The organism is Xanthomonas hyacinthi (assembly GCF_009769165.1).
GTDB lineage: Bacteria > Pseudomonadota > Gammaproteobacteria > Xanthomonadales > Xanthomonadaceae > Xanthomonas_A > Xanthomonas_A hyacinthi.
In genome coordinates, this window is the sequence record NZ_CP043476.1 from 1601501 (window position 1) to 1620616 (window position 19116).

11 protein-coding genes are annotated in these 19116 nt (G+C 71.5%); 4 read left to right on the forward strand and 7 right to left on the reverse strand.

Annotated elements, in window-relative coordinates:
- Window positions 1-23: 23 nt before the first annotated feature.
- The 6 genes from recD to FZ025_RS07235 form a co-directional block, all read right to left on the reverse strand.
- Entirely contained in the window at window positions 24-2075 is a 2052-nt protein-coding gene (gene recD, locus FZ025_RS07210) for an exodeoxyribonuclease V subunit alpha (RefSeq protein WP_046977369.1), read from the reverse strand.
- Window positions 2072-5884, reverse strand: a complete 3813-nt coding sequence (gene recB, locus FZ025_RS07215) for an exodeoxyribonuclease V subunit beta (RefSeq protein WP_046977370.1) — start codon at window positions 5882-5884, stop codon at window positions 2072-2074. Before recB ends, recD begins: the two co-directional genes overlap by 4 nt.
- On the reverse strand, window positions 5881-9294 hold the full coding sequence (recC, locus tag FZ025_RS07220; protein WP_046977371.1) for an exodeoxyribonuclease V subunit gamma: 3414 nt from the start codon (window positions 9292-9294) through the stop codon (window positions 5881-5883). The genes recB and recC overlap by 4 nt, the downstream gene beginning before the upstream one ends.
- Before the next feature lie 263 nt (window positions 9295-9557).
- On the reverse strand, window positions 9558-9800 hold the full coding sequence (locus FZ025_RS07225) for a hypothetical protein (protein WP_046977372.1): 243 nt from the start codon (window positions 9798-9800) through the stop codon (window positions 9558-9560).
- A gap of 176 nt (window positions 9801-9976) precedes the next feature.
- Window positions 9977-11623, reverse strand: a complete 1647-nt coding sequence (gene groL, locus FZ025_RS07230; RefSeq protein ID WP_046977373.1) for a chaperonin GroEL — start codon at window positions 11621-11623, stop codon at window positions 9977-9979.
- A gap of 140 nt (window positions 11624-11763) precedes the next feature.
- A complete protein-coding gene (locus tag FZ025_RS07235; protein ID WP_046977378.1) occupies window positions 11764-12051 on the reverse strand; it encodes a co-chaperone GroES in 288 nt (95 codons plus the stop codon).
- A 280-nt stretch (window positions 12052-12331) separates the two neighbouring features.
- Between FZ025_RS07235 and FZ025_RS07240 the strand changes: the two genes are divergently transcribed.
- From FZ025_RS07240 to FZ025_RS07255, 4 genes are all read left to right on the forward strand, one after another.
- Complete coding sequence (locus FZ025_RS07240) at window positions 12332-14098, forward strand: endonuclease (RefSeq protein WP_046977374.1); 1767 nt, start codon at window positions 12332-12334, stop codon at window positions 14096-14098.
- 181 nt (window positions 14099-14279) lie between these two features.
- Window positions 14280-14612 (forward strand): divalent-cation tolerance protein CutA, encoded by a 333-nt coding sequence (gene cutA, locus FZ025_RS07245; RefSeq protein WP_046977375.1) that lies wholly within the window; start codon window positions 14280-14282, stop codon window positions 14610-14612.
- A gap of 4 nt (window positions 14613-14616) precedes the next feature.
- Window positions 14617-16911 (forward strand): protein-disulfide reductase DsbD family protein, encoded by a 2295-nt coding sequence (locus tag FZ025_RS07250; RefSeq protein ID WP_104558417.1) that lies wholly within the window; start codon window positions 14617-14619, stop codon window positions 16909-16911.
- Window positions 16908-17489: a TlpA disulfide reductase family protein gene (locus tag FZ025_RS07255; RefSeq protein ID WP_046978079.1), complete on the forward strand. Its 582-nt coding sequence runs from the start codon at window positions 16908-16910 to the stop codon at window positions 17487-17489. Before FZ025_RS07250 ends, FZ025_RS07255 begins: the two co-directional genes overlap by 4 nt.
- A gap of 54 nt (window positions 17490-17543) precedes the next feature.
- On the opposite strand, the gene FZ025_RS07260 is transcribed toward FZ025_RS07255, so the two are convergent.
- Window positions 17544-18941 carry an FAD/NAD(P)-binding protein gene (locus tag FZ025_RS07260; protein WP_046978078.1) on the reverse strand — a complete coding sequence of 466 codons (1398 nt, stop codon included), beginning with the start codon at window positions 18939-18941 and terminating at the stop codon, window positions 17544-17546.
- Between the last annotated feature and the right edge of the window lie 175 nt (window positions 18942-19116).

The window sequence follows — 19116 nt, forward strand, 5'->3', positions numbered from 1 at the left end:
GCCATCGCTCCGGTCCGCCTCCATCAGAACAACGCACCCTGCACGGGCGCGACCGTGGGTGTTTCCGCTGCTTGCGTGGCGGGTGCCGCCTCCTGCTCCCCGCCCAGGCGCCACGCCAACCCCGAGATCCGCGCCGCGTGCCGGGCCAGCGCGGCGCGCAGCACGGCTTCGCTGGCGGCCAGGTGCAGGCTCTGCCGCGCGCGGGTGATGCCGGTGTAAACCAGTTCGCGGCTGAGCACGCGGGCGTCGCGCGTGGGCAGTTGCAGCCAGACGTCGTCGAACTCGCTGCCTTGCGCCTTGTGCACGGTCATCGCGAAGGCGCTCTCGTGCGCGGGCAGCGCGGCGGGGTGGAAGCCGCGGACCTGGCCGTCGCCCTCGCCTTCGAACCAGGCCACCAGGGCGCCCTGCGCGTCGCGCTCCGAAGAGGGACTCGCTTCGCTTCGCAGGCAGATGCCGACGTCGCCGTTGAACAGGCCGTGGCGGTAGCTGTTTTCGGTGATCAGCAGCAGCCGGCCATGGAACCAGGGCGAAGCGGCGCCGAGGCGGCGCGCGCCGGCGCCGCTGTCGGCCAGCAGTTGTTCGATGCGCGCGTTGAGGCCGCGCGCGCCGTGCGCGCCGGCGCGCACGGCGGTGAGCAGGCGCAGGCGTGCGGCGTCGCGCAGGGCGGCGGCCGGGTCTGCGGCAGCGGCCAGCGCGCGCCAGTGCGCGAGCAGGGCGTCGCGGCGCGTGGCCAGCGGGTCCTCGCTGTCTTCGTGGAAGTGCACGCCAGCCAGTTCGCCACCGCGCAATAGGGCGAGCGCGGTGTCGGCGTCACCGGCACGTACGGCGTCGGCCAGCGGGGCCAGTGCGAAGCCTTGCGCCTGGCGGTAGCCGCGCAGCAGATGCACACGGTGGCCGGCCAGGCCGCCGCGGTGGGTGTCGCTGCGGGTGTGGCCGAGCAGAGGGTGCAGCGCTTGCGCGTCGTCCGGCTGCAGCGCGTCGCCGGGGCCGGCGGCCTGCAGGATCGCGGCGAGCACGTCGCCGGCTTCGACCGAGGGCAGCTGGTCGGCGTCGCCGAGCAGGATCAGCTGGGTGCCGTCGGCCACCGCTTCGACCAGCTTGCACATCAGCGGCAGATCGACCATCGAGGCTTCGTCGACCACGATCAGGTCGAACGGCAGCGGGTTGTCGGCATCAAAGCGGAAGCGCGGCAGGTCGGGGATCACGCCAAGCAGGCGGTGCAGGGTGCTGGCGCCGGCCGGCAGCGCGGCGGCCAGGGCCGGGTCGATGCCGTTGTCGAGCGCGCGCGCCACCGCCGTGCGCAGGCTCTCGGCCATGCGTTCGGCGGCGCGGCCGGTGGGGGCGGCCAGGGCGATGCGTGGTGCGGGGATGGCGCTGGCCTGGGCCTGGGCGATGCGCAGCAGCAGCAGGCGCGCGATGGTGGTGGTCTTGCCGGTGCCGGGGCCGCCGGTGACCAGCAGCAGGGCGCGGCGCAGGGCGAGTGCGGCGGCCTGGGCTTGGCGGTCGGTGGGTTGGTCGGTGATGCCCGTACCCTCACCCGCCCTTCGGGCACCCTCTCTCCCACGGGGACTTCCTTCGGTCGCCGATGGGAGAGGGGAAGCTGCTGCCTTCGGGAACAACTGAGCGAACAGGGGCGCGAGCGTGGCGACGTCGAAGGCCGGCAGCGGTTGCAACGCGAGGCGGCGCAGACCTTGCGCCAGGCGGCGCTCGTATTCGCGGTAGCGGCGCAGGTAGAGCAGGCCGTGTTCCAGCACCAGCGGGCAGTCGGCGGCGGACGGGTCTTCGGGCGCGGGCTGGGCGACCCAGCGCGAGGCGGCCAGGGCGCGGTGCCAGTCGGCGGGGTCCGGCAGCGTGGGCGGCGGGCCGTCGCGCGGGTCGAGCAGGACGTTGCCGCGGGCCGGGTCGAGGCCGGCGTGGCCGCTGGCGACGGCCAGTGAAGCCAGTGCGGCGCCGGCCAGGACCAGGTCGGGAGTGTTCGGGTCCAGGCGGCTCAGGGTTTGGGCGAAGGCGTGGTCGAGCGTGCGCAGGGTGCCGCTGCGGTGCAGGGCGGTTAGTAGGTTGTGGGTGGGGGTCATGAGGTGGACGCTCCATGTGCCGGCGTACCCTCACCCCAACCCCTTTCCCGGGGGGAGAGGGGCGTTAGGGCGCCGGCGAACAGGGCGTCGACGGACTCGACCAGATCGGGGTCGAAGCGCCAGGCGTGGACGCCTGGCGAGGGGTCGCGGGTGGCGTCGAGGCCGCGGCAGAACAGGTAGCGCACGCCGCCGAAGTCGCGGGCGTAGTCGTACGTTTCGCCCAGGCGGAAACGCAGCCAGCGGTGCAGCGCGACGGTGTAGATCAGCGCCTGCAGTGCGTATTCGCTGTGCGCCATCGCCCGCACTAACGCGTCGGCGTCGTAGCTGGGCAGGCGGTTGGATTTGTAGTCGAGCACGTACCAGCGCCCGTCGTGCTGGTAGGTGAGGTCGATCAGGCCGGTCATCAGGCCTTCCAGGCGCTGGCGCGCACCGAAGGCCTGGCGCTCGCCGACCACGCCGAAGCGGTGCAGCAGGGCCAGCAGCGCATCGACGCGGGTGGGCCGCATGGCGAAGTGGAACTCCATTTCGTTGCGGCGCTGCGCTGCGGGCACCGCGGCCAGGCGGGTGCCTTCCGGCAGCGCGACGGTGAGGGTGTGGCCGACCAGGGCGGTGAGCATGGCGGCGCCATCCTCCAGTTCGTCCTGGGCGTAGCCGCCGCGCTGCAGGGCTTCGATCAGCGCCGCGGTCTGCCCGTCCGGTGCCGGTTGGCCGGGGACCCAGTCGCGCCAGGCGGCGAAGTCGCAGCGTTCGAACACGTCGTGCATGGCCACGCCGAAGCGGTTGCCGGTGAAGCGGCGGTCGAACGCTTCCACGTCCAGCGTCGTCGCGACGGCCTCGCTGGTGGACGGCTCGTCGCTGCCGCCGCTGCCGACCACGGTGGCGCTGGCCATCGGGTCGGCGGCGGCGCCGGCATCGGCGTTGGCCAGCTGGGTGAAGCTGTACACCCACCAGTCCGCCACGACGTGGCGCTGCGGGATGCGCGCCGGCGGCACCTGCACGTCGGCGGCAGGCGGCAGGCGCGGCAGACTGGCCGGCGGCGGGGTGGTGTCGATGGCGATCGCGCCCTCGCCTGCGGCCGCCTGCAATGCATCCGGGTCGCCGACCATCGCCGCCAGCGCGGTGCGTTCGTGCTGGTGGAAGGGACCGGTGGCGATCCACAGTGCGTGCTCGGCGCGGGTCAGGCCGACGTAGAGCAGGCGTGCGTCCTCGGCGCGCTGTTCCTGTTTCCATGCCGCCTCGGCGGCGCTCCAGGCCGGGTCGTCCTTGCCTGTGTTCCAGTGCAGTTGGCGGCCGAGCGGCGGCGCGTGCACGACGCAGTGGCGGCCGGCGCCGCGGTCGCTGCGGCCGATGCCGACGTAAGGCAGGAACACCAGCGGATACTCCAGGCCCTTGCTCTTGTGCAGGGTCACGATCTGCACCCGCCGCGCATCCGATTCCAGGCGCAGTTGCTGGGTCTCGTCGTTGTCGTCGGCATTGGCGATGCGCCGCGCCAGCCAGTCGACCAGGCCGTGCGTCCCGAGCGCGCGGGTGTCGGCCTCCTGCAGCGTTTCGGCCAACTGCAGATAGTTGGTCAGGCGGCGCTCGCCATCGACCAATGCCAGCAGGCGTTGCGCATGCGCGGCGCCGAGGTCGCCGATCAGCGCCAGCGGGCCGCCGCGCTGCCAGCGCTCGCGCCAGTCCAGCGCCTGTTGCTGCCAACTGCGGTGCTGATCGCCGTTGTGTTCGAGCGCGGCGATCGCGGCGGCGTCCTCGCCGATCAGCAGCGTCGCCAGCGCCGCGCGCAGGCGGCTGTCGTCGCCCGGGTCGAGCAGCGCCTGCAGCAGGGTCAGCAGTTCCAGCGCTTCGTCGGTGGCGAACAGGCTCTGCTTGCCGGCGGCCACCGCGGGAATGCCGACCGCGCCCAGCGCCTGCTGGATGCGGATGGCCTCGCCGTGGCTGCGCACCAGCACCGCGATGTCGCCGGCCTGCACCGTGCGCCCGGCGACGCTGGCGGTGCCGGCGCGGGCATCCGCCAGCCAGTCGCGGATCGCGGCGACGCAGGCGGCGGTGCACAGCGCGCGCGCGCGGCCGGCGCTCCAGGGTTTGGGCTTGCCTGCGGACTTGTTTTTGGCCGCAGACGCGGCCGGCGGCGGCGGCGGCTCCGGCGCGCGCCACAGGGTCAGCGCTGGCGCGGTGGCGCCATCGCGCTGCAGCTCGGCATCGCGACGCTTGCTGCCCGGCTGCACCGGATGGAAGGCGATGCCGTCGGTCAGGAACGCCTGCGCATAACCGGCCTGCGCGTACAGCGCGTCGATCGCCGCCAGCAGCGCGGGGCGCGAGCGGAAGTTGTGGCCGAGCGGCGGCGCCGGTTCGGCATCGGCGGCCGCGGCCAGGTAGGTCTGCACGTCGCCGCCGCGGAAGCCGTAGATCGCCTGCTTGGGATCGCCGATCACGAACAGTGCCGGCTCCAGTCCCGCCTCGCGCGCCAGCGCGCCTTCGCCGAACACGTTGGAGAAGATCGACCACTGGCGGTCGTCGGTGTCCTGGAATTCGTCCACCAGGGCGATGGCGTATTGCGCGCGCAGCCGCCGCGCCAGCGCTTCGGCCTGCGGACCGTCGGGCCGCAACGCGTGCGCGACGCCATCGACCAGGTCGTCGTAGGTCTGCACGCGGCGCTGGCGCTTGAGCAAGGCCAGCCGCACGACCGCGTCGCCGCGCAGCGCGTGCAGCAGGCGGATGCGGCGCCTGGCGCGCGCTTCCTCCAACCGCGCCAGCGCGGCCAGATAGCCGACGACTTCATGACTCATCGGCGAGGCCGGCGTGCGCCCGACGCATTTCTTGTTGGTGCCGGACGCCAGTTCCGCAGCGCTGAGCTTGATCAGCTTGGCATGCGGCGGGAGGCCGGCCGCAGGCGCGACGGCGAAGCCTTCGCACCAATGCCACAGCGATGCCAGCCATTCCGGCTTGTAGCTGACCTTGCTCAGCACGCCGTCTTCGATGGCGGCGGCGATCGCTTCGAAAAAAACGGTGCCGTGCGCGTGGAACGCGGTGGCGAGCGCGGCGGCCGCGTCCTGCACCTGCTGCGTGGCCGCGGCGACATCGTCGGCCAGCGCCGGTGCCGCCGGCAGCAGTTGCGGATGCCGCACCAGCTGGCGCAGGTCGCTGGCCAGCGCGTCGGGTCCACCCGGCCATAGCGCGACCAGGTCGTCGGCCATCGCCGCGTCGGCGGCGCGCTGGCGCCACAGGTCGGCGGCGACTTCGCCGAGCAGGTCGCGGTCGTTGGCCAGCAGCTCCGGCGCGGCGAAGGTCTGGCCGCTCTCCAGCGCGTGCTCGCGCAGCACCCGCGCGCAGAAGCCATGGATGGTGAAGATGGCGGCGAGGTCGATTTCCTCCACGGCCTGCTGCAGGCGGCGGCGCAGGGCGGCGGGGGTTTCCTGCGCGGTGGCCAGATGGGTGGCGAGGATGGTGCGGGTGAGGGTGGCGTCGGGAGTGTCCGTGAGGAACTTCGCTGTCGAGGCGTCCTCGGTAAGGCCCGTCGGGGCTGAAGCCCCTCCCACAAGGGGAATCCCATCGACAGGGAATGCTGCCTCGGGCACCAGCGTCGCGGCCAGCGCCAGGCGCTCGCGGATGCGCCGGCGCAGTTCCTGGGTGGCGGCTTCGGTGAAGGTGACCGCCAGGATCTGGCCGATGCGCAGGCCGCGCTCGACCACCAGCCGGGTGAACAGCGTGGCCAGGGTGAAGGTCTTGCCGGTGCCGGCGCTGGCCTCGATCAGGCGCACGCCGTGCAGCGGCAGGCTCAGGTACGGGTCGTCGCCGAGCGTCGCGCTCATTCGGCGTCCTCCTGCGCGCCGCGCCACTGCCGCCAGCTCTCGGCCAGCCGCGCCGGATCGAGCGCGCTGCCGGCATTGCCGCGTTCGAGCAGCGAATACAGCGTGTGGCTGGTGGCGGCGAATTCGGCGAAACGTTGCGCATCGGCGAACGGCTCGCGGCCGCGGTGGACCAGGCGCAGTTCCGGCGTCGCTGCCTCGCTCCAGCCGAAGCTGGCCTGCCATTGCGCGGCGGCGTCCTTGATCGCCTTGTCGAGGTCGTGGGTGCGCGCGGCCTGGTGGTATTTCCAGCCGCTGTACGGGGCGAACGCCAACGGCGCCTGCAGGCCCTGCCGATACAGCCGCAGCAGTTCGGCCAGCGCCGCCTGCGCCTGCGCTTGCGGCAGCGGTTCGGCTTCTTCCCCCTGCATGGGATGCGGGCCGAGGCCGTCGTCGTCTTCGAAGAAGCGCACGAACGGCACGCGTTCGCCGGCCGCGCGCAGCAGCAGCCATTCCAGGCCGTGGCGGATCGCCGCGCGGCCGCCGAGCGCGCCGACCTGCACCCGGCCCACGCCGTTCGCGTACCAGTCGGGCAGGCGGCCATGCAGTTCGATGCCGTCGATCTGCACCTGCAACCGCTGCGATCGCGCCGGCGCGCTGCCGCGCCACTGCGCGAACGCCTGCGCGTACGCGCGCAGTTGGCGCAGGCGCTCGTCGAGCAGGCGCCGGCCCAGCGGCCCGGACGGCAGCAGCGCGCGCGCGCGCAATCGCGCGTACAGCCCATCCGTGTTGTCGCTCAGCGCGGCCTCCAGCACCTGCTGCTGCAAACCGTACTGGTCCAGGCCGCTGCCCGGCGCCAGCAAGGGTTCCAGGTCGCTGTCCTCGCCGGCCGGGTCGGGCAGGCGCATCCCCAGGCGATGACGCAGGAACTGCCCGGCCGGATCGGCGAACAGCCGGCGCAGGTCGTCGATCGCCACGCTGGTCGGCAAGGCCATGTCGTCCGCGGGCAAGGCGGCGGCCACCCACGGCGCCAGCGGCTGGCGCTGCCCGGCCAGGCTGTCCACCGCCGGCCGCCACTGCCGGCGATAGCTGAAGCGGCGCGGATCGGCGCCGTCCTCGCCGAGCGCACCGAAGGCGGCGGCGGCGAACGGTTGCAGCGGGTGGCGTACCACGAGCCTGTCGATGGCCTTCGGTTGGGCGTGGTACTGCGCGGCGCTGGCCCGCAGTTCGCTGACCAGCACCGATGGCTCGCGCACGCTGCCGTCGCGCGCATCGGCGCCGAGGTAGCTGAGGTAGAACACGTCCTGCGCCGAGGCGAACAGTTGCAGGAACAGGAAGCGGTCGTCCTCGCGGGTGGAGCGATCGCCGTGGCGGCGGCGCTCGCTGCCCAGCTCGGCGGTGAGGCGGTTGAGGCCGGCGGCCGGGTCGCGGCGCGGGAAGTCGCCGTCGTTCATGCCGAGCAGGCAGATGACGCGGAACGGCAGCAGGCGCATCGGCACCATGCGGCCGAAACTGATGCCGCCGGTGAGTAGCGGCGCGCGCGTGTCCGATTCACCCAGCACCGCGGCGAAATGCGCACGCAGCACCTCGGCCGGGACCTTGCCGGCGTACTCCGCGCGTGTGGCGTCGCGGGCGAACTGGTCGATCACGCTGCGCAGCCGTTCCAGCGCGCGTTGCGCGCGCGGCGCCGACGGTACCTGCGGGATCAGCGCATCGAGCAGGCCGAGCAGGCATTCGCGCCACTCGGCAGGTGGCATCGGCTCGGCCAGCATGGCCTGGTGGCGGTCGAGCACGCGCAGCAGCCGCAGCAGCGTGTCCAGCGCCACCAGTGCGCTGCCTTCCAGCTGCGGCCATGGCGCGACGCCGGCGATGTCGTCCTCGGCGCCGCTGGCGTGGCCGAGCAGCAGCCGGTCCAGCGCGAAGCGCCAGGTGTAGGCATCGTCGACGGGCGCCTGGTGCTGGCGCCGATGTCCGGCATCCAGCCCCCAGCGCGCGCCGGCGGCATGCAACCAGCCGCGCAGGCGCTCCAGCCCGGTCTCGTCCAGGCCGGCCGCCTCGGCGATCGGCGCGCTGGCCAGCAGGTCGAGAATCTCGTGCAGGCCGAAGCGCGACAACGGCAGGCCCAGCAAAGTCAGGAACACCTCGGCCAGCGGCTCGCTGGCCAGCGGGCTGGCGTCGGCCAGCGCGTACGGCAGCGCGTCGTCGCGGCCGTGGCCGCCGAACACTGCGTCGAGGTACGGCACGTAGGGATCGATGTCCGGCGACAGCACCGCGATCTCGCGCGGCTGCAGCGGCGGGTCGAAGCGCGGGTCGTCGAGCAGCGCGCGCAGTTGGTCGTGCAGCACCTGCAATTCGCGCAGGCGGGTGTGGCAGGCGTGGATCTGCAGGCTGGGGTCGGCCAGGTCCACCTGCGGCAACGGCGCCGGCACGGCCGGCGCACGGCGCTGGAACAGGTCGCTCTGCATGCGCCGCAGCAGACTGTCGCCGAGCCCGCCGGCGGCCAGCGGGCGATGCCCGGAGGCCAGCGGATCGGCATACACCGCGATCTCGGCGAGCGGATGCACCACCTCGTAGTCGCCGACCAGCGCCATGAAATCGCGCCCGGCCGCGCCCCAGGCCTGCAGCAGCGGGTTTTCCTGCACCTGCGCGGCGAACAGGTCGACCGCGCCGTCCTCGCGGCGGCGCTGCCACAGCGTCTGCAGATCGCCCCAGTAGCCCTGGGTCGGCGTGGGCAGGTAGAAATGCAGCGTGCCCACCCGCGCCTGGGTGGCCAGCACGCGCAGCACGTCCGGCGAGATGTTGAGGATGGCGAAGGCGAACAGCCGCTTCGGCAGGCCTTGCGGCAGCGGACCGTCCGGCCGCGCGTAGCGGTCCAGGTACTGGCCGATGCGGCGCGCGCGGTACTGGCGGCCGTTGGCGATCCGGCGCCACAAGCGCGCCTGCGGGTCGTCGGCGTCGGCGCCGCCTTCCCAGCGCAGCAGCCAGTCGCGGCGCCAGGCCTGGTACTTCTCGAACACGTTGCCCAGCTCGCCGGCCAGCGCCCAGGGCTTGAGCGCATCGCCGTCGGCCAGGTAGCCGGCCAGGGGCGCCAGCGCCGCATCGCTGCCGAGATCGGCCTGCAACGCCGCGTACAGCCGCCACTGCGTGGTGGCCATGTCCAGATCGTCGGCGGCCGGGCCGAGGTTGGCGTCCAGCGCGCGCGCGACGAATTCGCCGGGCGTGAGGAATTCCAGGTTGGCGGCGACGCCGTGCGCGGCGGCCAGCGTGGACTGCAGCCAGCGCCGCATCGCCACCTGCGGGATCAGCACCACCTCCGGTGCCAGCAAGGGTTGCTCCGGCACCGGCCGGCGCAGTTCCTCGGCGAGCAGGGCGGCCAGGGTATCCAGCGCGTTGGACGGGTACAGGCGGAAATCGGGCGCGGAAGGGGCGTGCATGCGTGCGGCATTGTGCCGGATGCGCGCGCGCTGCGCCGTCGCCTGCCGCCGTGCGCGCTGCCGGCAGCCGCGTTATCCACAGGTGCGGCCAGGCGCGCCTGCCTGCCGATCGCGCCTGCCATGCCGCCATGGAAGGCCTGAACAAGTCGCCTCAGATGTAGGACATGGCCCGGCAAGCCATCGAAGGCACATCGATGACCCAACTGAGCATCTCCGATGCCGAGTAGGCAGGCAAAGGAAGGCAAGCGCGATCTGGAAATGCATCAAACGAAGAAAGGCAACCCGTTCGCGCAGCCGCTGTGCGGCGGCGAAAACATCGTCGGTGACGACGTCTTCAAGCAGGCGCGTGCGCTGCCGGTCAGATAGACCCGATTGAGCGCATCGAACTTGTCGAGGAAGTTGCACTCCAGCGACTTGCGGTCGCGGATGTCCGGCCGCAGGGTGTATTTCAGCTCATCCAGCTTGGCGATGAGTTCCTGCTCGATGGCGCTTTCCCTGATGTGCATGCCTGCCTCGCTGGGGCGACATGGATGCCCCTTTACGGAAGATGGATCGATGGTGCCGCGCGACAGTCTACCGGCTGGCACTCGCCAAGGAGAACATTCCGGGCAGGGCCGACAAAGAAAAACCCCGCCTTGCGGCGGGGTCTTCATACAGCGGTATTGCGGTAGCGCCGGCTGGATCAGAAATCCATGCCGCCCATGCCACCCATGCCGCCGCCCATGCCGCCACCGCCGGCCGGCTCGTCCTTCTTCGGCGCGTCGGCCACCATCGCTTCGGTGGTGATCATCAGGCCGGCGATCGACGCGGCGTTCTGCAGCGCCGAACGGGTCACCTTGGTCGGATCCAGGATGCCGAACGCGACCATGTCGCCGAACTCGCCGTTGGCGGCGTTGTAGCCGAAGTTGCCGGTGCCTTCCTTGACCCGGTTCAGGATCACCGACGGCTCTTCGCCGGCGTTGGTGACGATCTCGCGCAGCGGCGCTTCCATCGCGCGCAGCGCGATCTGGATGCCGTGGGTCTGATCTTCATTGGCGCCCTTCAGATCGCCGATCGCGGTCAGCGCGCGCACCAGGGCCACACCGCCGCCCGGGACCACGCCTTCTTCCACGGCCGCACGCGTGGCGTGCAGGGCGTCTTCGACGCGCGCCTTCTTTTCCTTCATCTCGATCTCGGTCGAGGCACCGACCTTGATCACCGCCACGCCGCCGGCCAGCTTGGCCACGCGCTCCTGCAGCTTCTCGCGGTCGTAGTCCGAAGAAGTCTCTTCGATCTGCGCCTTGATCTGCTTGATGCGCGACTCGATCGCCGAGCTGTCGCCAGCGCCGTCGATGATGGTGGTGTTCTCCTTGGAGACCTGCACCTTCTTGGCGCGGCCCAGGTCCTTGATGGTCGCCTTCTCCAGCGCCAGGCCCACTTCCTCGGAGATCACGGTGCCGCCGGTCAGGGTGGCCATGTCTTCCAGCATCGCCTTGCGACGATCGCCGAAGCCCGGCGCCTTGACCGCCACGACCTTGACGATGCCGCGGATGGTGTTGACCACCAGGGTCGCCAGCGCTTCGCCTTCCACTTCCTCGGCCACGATCAGCAGCGGCTTGCCCGACTTGGCCACGCCTTCCAGCACCGGCAGCAGGTCGCGCACGTTGGAGATCTTCTTGTCGTGCAGCAGGATGAACGGGTCGTCCAGGTCGGCCGACTGGCTCTGCTGGTTGTTGATGAAGTACGGCGACAGGTAGCCGCGATCGAACTGCATGCCCTCGACCACGTCCAGCTCGTTGTCCAGGCCCGAGCCTTCTTCAACGGTGATCACGCCTTCCTTGCCGACCTTCTTCATCGCGTCGGCGATGATGTTGCCGATCGACTCGTCGGAGTTGGCCGAGATGGTGCCGACCTGGGCGATCGCCTTGTCGTCGGCGGTGGGCTTGCTGATCTTCTTCAGCTCGGCCACGGCAGCCTTGACGGCCTGGTCGATGCCGCGCTTGAGATCCATCGGGTTCATGCCGGCGGCGACCGCCTTGGAACCTTCGCGGATCAGCGCCTGCGCCAGCACGGTGGCGGTGGTGGTGCCGTCGCCGGCGTTGTCGGAGGTCTTGGACGCGACTTCCTTCACCATCTGCGCGCCCATGTTCTCGAACTTGTCGGCCAGTTCGATTTCCTTGGCGACGGAGACGCCGTCCTTGGTGATGGTCGGGGCGCCGAAGCTCTTCTCGAGCACGACGTTGCGGCCCTTCGGGCCCAGGGTGGCCTTGACGGCATTGGCGAGAATGTTGACGCCGCGCACCATGCGCGCACGAGCGTCTTCACCGAAACGGATATCTTTGGCAGCCATGTGGAGTTACCTCGGGAATAGGGAATGGAGAACAGGGAATTGGGGAATCAAAAGCGCACGATCGGGAAGGGACGGGAACCGCAGGCGGCAGAAATCGCGCTTGCCGATTCCCGATTCACCATTCCCGATTCCCGCCATCGTCAACCGACGATGGCCAGGATGTCGTCTTCGCGCAGCACCTTGTACTCGACGCCTTCGGTCTTGTAGCTGGAGCCGGCGTACTGGCCGTAGATGACCTTGTCGCCGACCTTGACCGCCGGCGCGCGGACGCTGCCGTTGTCCAGCGGCTTGCCGCTGCCGATGGCCACGATCTCGCCCTTGGTGGACTTTTCCTTGGCCGAATCCGGGATCACGATGCCGCCGGCGGAAATTTCGTCGGCGTCGCTCGGTTTGATGACAACACGGTCGTGAAGCGGCTTGATGTCGATGTTCATGAGAGAGACCCTTTTAAGTGATTGATTGGTCTAGGAAAGGCTGGCGATGTTAGCACTCGCATGCAACGACTGCCAGCAACGCTCGCGAAAAAACCCGGTACACCGGGATGCGCAAGATGTGGTGCTGGCCGGCGCCCTTTCAAGGGCTGGCGGCAAAAAATTTCGTACCGCCGCCGGCCCGGCCGCGGAACTGGTACCCGGATTCCGCAACGCTGTCACACAGGCAGGCTAGTCTCGCAGATCCAGGGGGGGACCCATCCAAAAGGAGTTGTCGATGAAGCCATCCGCCGTTGCCGTCCCTCTCGCCTGTCTGCTGGCCCTGGCCGGCCACGCCCAGGCCGCCGTCTTCATCAACGAATTGCACTACGACGATGCCACCGCCGCCGGCGATACCGGCGAGGGCGTGGAGATCCTCGCCACCGCCGGCGAGAGCCTGAGCGGCTACAAGGTCTACCTGTACAACGGCAGCAGTCCCGGCAGCGCCACGGTCTACGCCACGACCTCGGTGCCGGCCGGCAGCCTGGTCAGCTGCGGCGGGCAGGTGCGCATCGCCACCGTCGGCTATGCCAGCAACGGCGTGCAGAACGGTCCCAACGACGGCCTGGCGCTGGTCGACGGCAGCGACCAGGTGGTGCAGTTCCTCAGCTACGAGGGCGCGATCACCGGCGGCGGCGGCCCGGCCGCCGGCCTGGGCAGCCAGAACCTGCCGGTCAGCGAGAGCAATAGCACCGCCGCGGGCACCTCGCTGCAGCTGCGCGGCAGCAACGGCCGCGCCGCGGCCGACTTCAGCTGGGCCGGCAGTTCGGCCAGCAGCTTCGGTGCCTGCAACAGCGGCCAGACCTTCAGCGGCGGCAGCAGCGACGCCGCGCCGGCGGTGACCTCGACCACGCCGACGCAGGGCGCCGGCAGCTTCCCCGCCGCCGGCGACCTGGCGGTGACCTTCAGCGAGGCGGTGACCCTGGCCAGCGGCGCGTTCGCGCTGAGCTGCAGCCAGTCCGGCACGGTGGCGCTGAGCTACCCGAGCAGCGGCAGCCAGTTCGCGATCTCCACCAACGCCGCGCTGGCCGCCGGCGAAAGCTGCAGCCTGAGCATCCTCGCCGCACGCGTCAGCGACGCCGGCGGCGCGCACCCGGCGCAGGACAGCAGCACCGCCTTCAGCGTCGCCAGCGGCAGCGGCGGTGCCAGCGGCTACTACGCGCGGGTCAACACCTCCAGCGCCAGCCAGCTGCGCTGCTCGCTGCACGAGACGATCAAGGGCCACACCGTCTACCCGTACAGCAGCAGCTCCGGCACCAGCACCTGGACCATCCTGGAAATCGCCGACGAGGACCCGAACGACAGCGGGCGCATCCTCGACGCCTACCGCAACGGCAGCTACGCCAAGGGCACCGACCGCGCCGGCAGTGGCAGCGGGCTGAAGTACAACCGCGAGCACAGCTGGCCGAACTCGCTGGGCTTCGGCTCGGCCAGCGGCGACAAGGGCCTGCCCTACGCGCCGTACACCGACACGCACATGCTGTACCTGACCGACTCCACCTGGAACGCCGACCGCGGCAACAAGCCCTACGCGAACTGCGACAGCAACTGCGGCGAGCGCATCACCGAGGCCAACGCCGGCTTCGGCGGCGGCAGCGGCAGCTACCCGGGCAATTCCAACTGGGTGCGCACCCCGGACGGCAACGGCGGCAGCTTCGAAGTGTGGAACCACCGCAAGGGCGACATGGCGCGCGCGGTCATGTACATGGCGATCCGCTACGAAGGCGGCACCGACGCGGCCACCGGGCAGTCCGAGCCGGATCTGGAGCTGACCGACGAGCGCAGCAAGATCGTGCAGACCTCGGCCTCGCCGGCCTACATGGGCCTGCTGTCCACGCTGATCGCGTGGAGCCAGCAGGATCCGCCGGACGATGCCGAGCGCGCCCGCAACGAAGTGGTGTACAGCTTCCAGGGCAACCGCAACCCGTTCATCGACCATCCGGAGTGGGCGACCTCCTCGCTGTTCACCTCGGCCACGCCGGCGAGCTGCCAGTTGCTCGACTGAGCCGGATCCCCGGCGCGCCGATCGCGGTGCGCCGGGGTCCATGCGTGCGCCGCCCCGTGGGCCTGCGCCATGCCCGACAGGCGCCGTCGCGCACGCACCTGCAACCAAACGCCCGCACGCACGGACCTACGCCAGAACAGGCCCGGCAAAGCCCTGCCGGCGTCCCTATACTGTCGGCCGCATGTCCCTGCCCCCGCTCCGTTTGCTGTTCAGCACCTGCCCCGATCCGGCCAGCGCCGCGCGGATCGCCCAGGTGTTGGTCGAGGAACGCCTGGCCGCGTGCGTGAGCCGCCTGCCCGGCGTGCACGCCACCTATCGCTGGCAGGACGCCGTGGAGCAGGCCGAGGAAGTGCTGCTGCTGATCAAGACCACTGCCGAGCGCATCCCCGCGCTGCAACAGCGGCTGTGCGAGCTGCACCCCTACGCCGTCCCCGAACTGATCGAGGTCGAGGTCGCTGGCGGCCTGCCCGCCTACCTGCAGTGGGTGTACGCCGAAACCCGTGAGGAACCGTAAGCCGATGACCGTGCTGCACCGTATCGCCGCCCTGTGCCTGCTGGCCCTGGCCGCCTTCCCCGCCCTGGCGGTCGACGAAAAGGATCTGCTGCCGGTCGACCAGGCCTTCGTGCTGAGCGCACGGGCGCCCGAGCGCGGCCGCATCGAGCTGCACTGGAAGATCGCCGACGGCTACTACCTGTACCGGCACCGCATCGCCGTGCGTGTGGAAAGCGGCTTCAAGGCCAACCCGACGCTGAAACTGCCCGCCGGGCACAAGAAGACCGACCCCTATTTCGGCGCAGTGGAAACCTACCGCGACCAGCTGAGCGCGGTGCAGACCGGCGCGGCGGCCAGCGGCGTGGACACGCTGCAGGTGGAAGTGCGCTACCAGGGCTGCGCCGACGCCGGCGTGTGCTATCCGCCGCAAAAGCGCCTGCTCAGCGTGGCGCTGCCGGCGGAGGCGGCGGGCGCGGCGACGCCGGCGCCCGCCTCCCCGCCGCTGCCGGGCAGCGCGCCGGGCAACGCCGGCGCCGCCGCCAAGCCCCTGTTCGGCGCCGGCGCCGTGCAGGGCCTGCCGTTGCCGTCGGATCAGGCGTTCGGCTTCGAGGCCATCGTCGGCGACGGCAATACCCTGCTGCTGCGCTTCACCCCGGCGCCGGGCTACTACCTGTATCGCGACCGCACCGCACTGGCGCTGGAAGGCGCGGCCGGCATCCGCACCGGCCTGCCGCGCTGGCCGCAGGGCCGTTCGCACCAGGACGAGCACTTCGGCAACGTGGTGGTGTACTTCGACCAGGCCGAGGTCACCGTGCCGCTGCAGCGCCAGCGCGCCGATGCCGCCAAGGCGACCCTGGTCGCCACCTTCCAGGGCTGCCAGACCGATGGCATCTGCTATCCGCCGATGACCCGGCGGGTGAAGCTGTCGCTGCCCAAGGGCAAGCTCAGCCCCGCCGACCAGGCCGCGGTGGCGCCACTGCTGGTGGCGCCGCTGAACAGCAGCCAGGCCGACGCCAGCGCCGCGGCGGCCGATGCCGCGGCCGACACGGCCCCGGTGAGCGCCGCCGACGCGGCGACCGCGCCCGATGCCTCGGCGCACAACGCCGCGCGCAGCACCGCGCCGGCGGCGGAACCGGAAAACCTGTTGTGGATGCTGCTGCTGGCACTGGGCGGCGGCCTGGTGCTGAATCTGCTGCCGTGCGTGCTGCCGATCCTCTCGCTGAAGGTGCTGGGCCTGGCGCAAAGCGGCGAGAGCCGCAGCCGCGCGCGCAGCCATGCGCTGTGGTACACGCTGGGCGTGCTGGCGTCCTTCGCCGTGGTCGGCGGCATCGCCGTCGCCGCGCACCTGCTGTGGGGCTTCCAGCTGCAGCGCCCGGGCTTCGTCGCGGTGCTGGTGTACCTGATGTTCGTGGTCGGACTCAGCCTGTCCGGCGTGTTCACCCTGAGCGCCAACCTCGGCGGCCTGGGCCAGTCGCTGTCCTCGCGCAGCGGCCCGGTCGGCGACGTCTTCACCGGCGTGCTGGCCTGCGTGGTGTCCAGCGCCTGCATCGGCCCGTTCATGGGTCCGGCGCTGGGCTACGCGCTGACCGCGCCGCCAGCGATGGCGATGCTGGTGTTCCTGACCCTGGGCCTGGGCCTGGCGCTGCCGTTCCTGCTGATCGGCTTCGTGCCCTCGCTGGCCAGGCGCCTGCCCAGGCCCGGCGCGTGGATGGAAACGCTCAAGCAGGTGCTGGCGTTCCCAATGTACCTGACCGCGATCTGGCTGCTGTGGGTGCTGGGCAAGCAGCGCGGGGTGGACGCGGTGGCGCTGCTGCTGGTCGGCGCCACGCTGCTGGCGCTGGGCCTGTGGTGGATCGAGCGCGCGCGCTGGCGCAGCCACAAGCTCGGCTTGCGCCTGGCCTCGCTGCTGGTGCTGCTGGCGCTGCTGCCGGTGTGGGGCGTGACCCGGCTGGCGCCGCCCGGCGCCACCGCGGAGCGCAACACGGTGGCGTATTCGCCGCAGATGCTGGACCGGCTGCGCACCGACAACCGCGTGGTGTTCGTCAACATGACCGCCGACTGGTGCGTGACCTGCAAGGCCAACGAGCGCAACGTGTTCAGCAGCGACGCCTTCCGCGACACGCTCAAGCGCGTGGATGCGGTGTACATGAAGGGCGACTGGACCAACGAGGACCAGCGCATCAGCGCCTTCCTGGCCGAACACAAGGCGGTGGGCGTGCCGCTGTACGTGGTCTACGGCCCGGGAGCACCGCCGACCGTGCTGCCGCCGGTGCTGAGCCAGGCGGTGGTCGAGGACGCCCTGCTGCGCGCGTCGCGATGAAGGCCACGCCGCCGCGGCTGCTCGCGGTGGCGCTGGTCGCGGCGGCGCTGGGCGTGCTCGCCGCGCAGTTCTGGTGGCGCACGCCGTCACCCGTGGCGACGCCGGCCAGCGGCAGCGCGGCGCCCGCCGGCGCCGCCGCGGCGCGCCCCGGCGACCCGGCACTCGCGCTGCGCCTGCCCACCCTCGACGGCGGCAGCCTGAGCCTGGCCCAGTTCCGCGGCCGCCCGCTGCTGGTCAACGTCTGGGCCAGCTGGTGCGAACCGTGCGTGCGCGAGATGCCGGAACTCGATCGCCTGGCGCGCGCGCAGCCGGCCGACGGACTGCAGGTACTCGGCATCGCCCTGGACCGCCCCGAGGACGTGCGCGCGTTCCTGCAGCGGATCCCGATCGCCTACCCGATCGCGCTGGAAACCCCCGGCCCGGCCGACGCCAGCGTGCGCCTGGGCGACACCCAGGGCCTGCTGCCGTACAGCGTGCTGATCGATGCGCACGGCCGCATCGTGCGGCAGAAGCTGGGGCCGTTCGCGCCGGGCGAAGCGGAGCGCTGGGTCGGCGGCAGCAGTCATTCGCCGCACTAGCTGGCGGAATGTTCCTCGGCGCGTCCCACACATCACAGCACCAGATCGAATGCACTACACCGCCTGCCGCTGCGCCTCGCCGCCCGCGCCACCGGCCTTCGCCCGCGCCTGCCCCAGCGCCGCCAGCTCCGCGGCCAGGCGCTGCGCGCCGGCGCGCAATTCCGGCACCGCGGTGATTTCCCACAGCACGCCGCGCAGCAGCGGCCCCAGGCAGTACAGCCCGGCGACCGCATGGCCGCTGCCGTCGCGCACCTGCAGGCGCTCGTCCACCACCAGGCCCAGGCCCAGCGGATCGGCCTGCAGCAGGCCCGCATCGCGCATCGTGGCGACCAGCGGATGGCTGGTGCGGGCGACGTCGGTGTCCAGCCCGGTGGCGCGGATCAGCACGTCGAAGTCTTCGGTGCGCGCGCTGTTGCTGGCACGGTCGCGGATCACCGCCTCCACCGCGCGCTCGCCCAGCCGCGCGCGCAGCAGGCGCCCGGCGCGGATGCGCAGCTGGCCCTGCTGCTGCATCTGCGCCAGTGCACTGGCCGCGGCCGGCGCCAGCCGATGCCGCGCCGCCTCCCAGTACGGACGCAGATGGCGCATGAAGCGCGCGCGCGCCGCCGGCGCCAGGCCTTTCCAGAACGGCTGCAGATGCGGACGCAACGCGTCCACCACGCAACGCCAATCCTCCACCACCGTGGTCAGCTGGCGCAGGCTGCGCAGCAGGCCGGTGAGGTCGTGGTTGCGCAGCGCCTGCGCCACGCTCGGCGGCAGCGTCACCGGCGCGCCCGGCTGGGCCAGGTGCGCCTGCGGCGCCAGGCCGCGCCGCGACAGCGCAGTGATCGGGCCGCGATGGCCGCGGCGGCGCAGGGTCAGCGCGACATCGGCCATGGTCAGGCCGGTGCCGACCAGCAACAGCCGCGCCTGCGGCGGCACCTCGTCCAGCACCCCGTCCTGCCACGGCCAGCCGATGTAGCGCCGGTGCACCGCCAGGCGCGGACCGATGCCGGGCAGCGCCGCCGGCGGCAGCGCGCCGATCGCCAGCACCACCACGTCGCTGACCACATCCCCGCCGTTGGCCAGGAAGATGCGGAACCCGTCAGGACCGCGTTCCACCGCCACCGCCTCCTCGCTCACCCGCGCCACCTCGACCGCCGAGGCGGCCAGCGCCGCGTCCAGGTGCTGCTCCAGGTAGCGGCCGTAGCGCAGCCGCGGCAGGAATTCCAGGCGCTGCTCGGCGTCCAGCTGCAAGGCGTCGGCGAACCCGCCCGGATCCTGCGGATCCACCCCCAGGTCCTTGGCGCGCACGTTCAACAGATGCTCGGGCCGCGCGGCGCCGTAGGCGATGCCGCGGCCGAAGGTATCGGCCACCCCGACCAGCGTGAGTTGGCTGGCGGTTCCCTGCCTGGCCAGGGCCGCAGCCAACAGGTTGCCGCAGAATCCTGCGCCGATGATCGCAATTCGCATGGCTCGCACTCGGTGGCCGGTCGGGCGTCCTTTGTGCCCGGGATGCCGGCGGCGGGTGTAAATCGCCCGTTAATGCGTGCCGCATGGCACATGCCGATCGGGTATCAACATATGCGCTTGGCACATGAGCCGCGGCCGATCGGTCTCGACCCGACCTGGAATCGGCCGTGCAAGG